Below are 3986 nucleotides of genomic sequence, written 5' to 3' on the forward strand. Positions count from 1 at the left end.
CTCCGAGGGCGGAGGGGCGCGGGCCGGGAAATCCGGGTGCGGGCGCGGGGCCGGTCCACCACACTGGCCGCATGGTCGACAACGTCTTCTCCGATGCTGCGATGGCCGAACTCTACGACGTCTTCCACCCCTGGGGCCTGGCCCCCGACGACGCCTTCTACATCGACCTGGTCATGTCCGCGCGGTCGGTCCTGGACGTGGGCTGCGGCACCGGGTTGCTCCAGCGGGAGGCCAGGAGGCGGGGCCACACGGGGCGGCTGGTGGGGCTCGATCCCGCCGACGCGATGCTGGAGGTCGGCCGATGCGACCGCGGGGACGTCGAGTGGGTCCTCGGAGACCTGGCGACGACGTCCTTCGAGAACGAGTTCGACCTCGTCGTGATGACCGGGCACGCGTTCCAGGTGCTCACCACGGACGAGGAGCTCCGGTCGGCCCTGGCGGCCGTGCGGCGGGCCCTGGCGGAGGACGGCCGGTTCGTGTTCGAGACGCGCAACCCCGCGGCGCGGGGCTGGGAGGCGTGGCGGCCCTCGCGCACGCGCACGGTGACCGGTCCGGACGGGGCCGAGGCGACCTCCGTGCACCGGTTGGAGGGTGTGGAGGGCGACCTGGTCACCTTCACCACCGCCTACTCCAGTACCGCGTGGGGCGGAGAGGTCCGGCACAGCCGCAGCACGCTGCGCTTCCCGGACTTCGGCGCGCTCGACGCGCTCCTGGCCGGGGCCGGCCTGGAGGTACGGGCCCGGTACGGCGACTGGGCCCGCGGTCCGCTCACGGACGCCTCCGAGGAGATCATCACGTGCGCGGTTCCGGGCGGGTCCGCGCGCTGAGCTTGCCCCGCACCCCGTCGAGCAGGGCGTTCAGACCGAACTGGAAGGTCTCCCACGCCTCCTGCTCCAGGTAGGGCTCGCTCTCGTCCTCGTTGGAGAACGCGCCCGCCTCGGACATGCGGGCGAGGGTGGGGAAGCGCTCGGCGAAGTCGGGCACGAGCTCGTCCAGCTGCGCGGACCGGGCGAACCACCACTCGTCCTCGGGCGCTCCCGTCACGGCCTCGGCGCGGCGGGCCTCCGCGGCCGTCCGCACGGAGCCGCGCACGAGGGAGAAGAGGTTGCCGTAGGTGCTGCGGATCCCGGCGGCGTCCAGACCCGCACGGTGCAGCACGAGGGCCATGGACTCGAACAGCCGGTACTCGTTGGGGCCCAGCACCGGCCTGGCCTGGGACACCTCCAGCGCCCAGGGGTGGCGGAGGTAGAACTCCCACAGCCGGGTCGCCCAGTTCGTCGTAGCCTTGCGCCAGTCCGGTTCGCCATCGGCTTCGGCTGCTTCGGCGAGCTCCCCGAACGCGTGGTCGTACATCAGCTCGATGAGCTCGTTCTTGCTGGCCACGTAGGTGTACAGCGACATGGCGGTGCGCCCGAGCCGCTGTCCCACCGCGCGCATCGACAGCGCGTCCATGCCCTCTTCGTCGGCGACGCCGATGGCGGTCTCCACGACCAGGTCCACGCTGAGTTCGGGCTTGGGGCCGGGGACGGCACGCGCGGACGGGTCCGCGGGGGCGCGCCACAGCAGGCCCATGGAGCGACGAGCGTCACCCTGCCCGGCGTAGATGACCACTTGCATCTCCTTATGCCATAAACTAACGTTCGCAGGCCGCCAGTTTACCGCATAAGGATTTCTGAGGAGCAGCGTGTCTTCCGAACCCACCTCCATGGCCGACAGCCACGACACCATCCAGGTCAGGGGCGCAAGGGAGAACAACCTCGCCAACGTCTCGGTGGACATCCCCAAGCGGAGGCTGAGCGTGTTCACCGGCCTGTCCGGGTCGGGAAAGTCCTCCCTCGTGTTCGGCACGATCGCCGCCGAGTCGCAAAGACTCATCAACGAGACCTACACGACGTTCGTCCAGTCGTTCATGCCCAGCCAGGGCAGACCCGACGTGGACACCCTGCGCAACCTGAGCGCCGCCATCATCGTCGACCAGGAGCGGATGGGCGCCAACTCCCGCTCCACCGTCGGCACCGCCACCGACGCCGCGGCCATGCTGCGGATCGTCTTCAGCCGGGTCGGCACCCCGCGCCTGGAGCCGTCGAGCGTGTTCAGCTTCAACAACTCCGAGGGCATGTGCCCCGAGTGCGAGGGGCTGGGCCGCACCAACCAGGTCGACCTGGAGGAGCTCTACGACCGGGACCTGTCGCTGAACGAGGGCGCCATCACCGTCCCCGGGTTCGCGGTGGACTCCTGGTACTGGCAGGTCATGGCCAACTCCGGGTTCCTCGACCCGGACCGCAAGCTGCGCGACTACACCCCCGAGGAGTGGGAGACCTTCCTCCACGGTCCCGCCACCCGCGTCAAGGTGGGCGGCAACTCCTTCTCCTACGAGGGGCTGGTGGTCAAGCTCAAGCGCACCTACCTGGCCAAGGACCGCGACTCCATGCAGCCCGGGATCCGTGCCTTCGTGGACCGCGCCGTCACCTACTCCACGTGCCCCGAGTGCGAGGGCACGCGGCTCAACGCCGAGGCCCGCTCGGTCAAGGTCGCCGGACGCACCATCACCGAGTGCTCGTCCATGCAGATCAACGAGCTCGCCGATTTCATCGGCTCCCTGGACGAGCCCTCGGTGAAGCCGCTGCTGGACAACCTCGGCCACACCCTCGACTCCCTGGTCGAGGTCGGCCTGGGCTACCTCAGCCTGGACCGGGAGTCGGGCACGCTGTCCGGCGGCGAGGCCCAGCGCGTCAAGATGGTCCGCCACCTGGGCTCCAGCCTCAGCGACGTCACCTACGTCTTCGACGAGCCCACCGTGGGCCTGCACCCGCACGACATCGAGCGGATGAACAACCTGCTGGTGAGCCTGCGCGACAAGGGCAACACCGTGCTGGTGGTCGAGCACAAGCCCGAGACGATCGCGATCGCCGACCACGTGGTGGACCTGGGGCCGGGCGCCGGACCGTCCGGCGGGCGGATCACCTACACCGGGGACGTGGCCGGACTGCGCGCCTCGGGCACCCTCACCGGCGACCACCTGGACCACCGCGCCACCCTGCGGGCCGAGGTCCGCCGCCCCACCGGGGCCATCTCCATCACCGGGGCCGACAGCCACAACCTCAAGAACGTCAGCGTGGACGTCCCCCTGGGGGTGCTCACCGTGGTCACCGGGGTCGCGGGATCGGGCAAGAGCTCGCTCATCCACGGCGCCCTCCCCGGAAGGGAGGGCGTGGTGGTGGTCGACCAGTCACCGATCCGCGGGTCGCGCCGCTCCAACCCGGCCACCTACACCGGCCTGCTCGACCCGATCCGCACCGCCTTCGCCCGCGCCAACAAGGTCAAGTCCTCCCTGTTCAGCGCGAACTCCGAGGGGGCCTGCCCCGAGTGCAAGGGCGCGGGGGTCATCTACACCGACCTGGCGATGATGGCCGGAGTCGCCTCCACCTGCGAGCAGTGCGAGGGCAAGCGGTTCCGGCCCGAGGTGCTCACCCACGAACTGCGCGGCAGGAACATCAGCGAGGTGCTCTCCATGTCGGTGGTGGAGGCCCGGGAGTTCTTCACCACCGGCAACGCCCGCACCATCCTGGACCGGCTCTACGACGTCGGCCTGGGCTACCTGGGCCTGGGCCAGCCGCTGACCACCCTGTCGGGCGGTGAGCGCCAGCGCCTGAAGCTGGCGATCAGCATGGCCAAGGAGGGGGCGGTGTACGTGATGGACGAGCCCACCACCGGCCTGCACCTGGCCGACGTGGACCGGCTCCTCGCCCTGCTGGACCGTCTGGTCGACGACGGCAACACGGTGGTGGTGATCGAGCACCACCAGGCGGTCATGGCGCACGCCGACCACCTCATCGACCTGGGGCCGGGCGCCGGGCACGACGGCGGCCGCGTGGTCTTCGAGGGCAGTCCCGCCGAGCTGGTGGCCGAGGGCGACACCCTCACCGCCCGCCACCTGCGCGCCTACCTGGAGCGCTAGGCCGTGGGCCGCCCCGCCGTCCGGGCGG

Annotated in this window: 3 protein-coding genes; 2 read left to right on the plus strand and 1 reads right to left on the minus strand. The window is 70.7% G+C overall.

Annotation, left to right across the window (positions count from 1 at the left end; genetic code table 11):
• The first annotated feature begins 71 nt into the window (after nucleotides 1-71).
• Nucleotides 72-827 carry a class I SAM-dependent methyltransferase gene (locus ACWGL3_RS31365; RefSeq protein ID WP_452462130.1) on the plus strand — a complete coding sequence of 252 codons (756 nt, stop codon included), beginning with the start codon at nucleotides 72-74 and terminating at the stop codon, nucleotides 825-827.
• Here ACWGL3_RS31365 and ACWGL3_RS31370 read toward each other — a convergent pair.
• Nucleotides 793-1611: a TetR/AcrR family transcriptional regulator gene (locus ACWGL3_RS31370; RefSeq protein WP_267950107.1), complete on the minus strand. Its 819-nt coding sequence runs from the start codon at nucleotides 1609-1611 to the stop codon at nucleotides 793-795. The two genes, ACWGL3_RS31365 and ACWGL3_RS31370, sit on opposite strands and share 35 nt — an antisense overlap.
• 73 nt (nucleotides 1612-1684) lie before the next feature.
• Here ACWGL3_RS31370 and ACWGL3_RS31375 point away from each other — a divergent pair, with 73 nt between their 5' ends.
• Nucleotides 1685-3958, plus strand: coding sequence for an excinuclease ABC subunit UvrA (locus ACWGL3_RS31375; protein WP_267950106.1), 2274 nt, complete (start codon nucleotides 1685-1687; stop codon nucleotides 3956-3958).
• The last annotated feature ends 28 nt before the right edge of the window (nucleotides 3959-3986 follow it).

This window comes from Nocardiopsis sp. NPDC055824 (assembly GCF_053616335.1).

Bases quoted from the DNA above. Each gene is read 5' to 3' on its own strand.
- ACWGL3_RS31365 (WP_452462130.1), top strand. From the start codon at position 72: ATGGTCGACAACGTCTTCTCCGATGCTGCGATGGCCGAACTCTACGAC.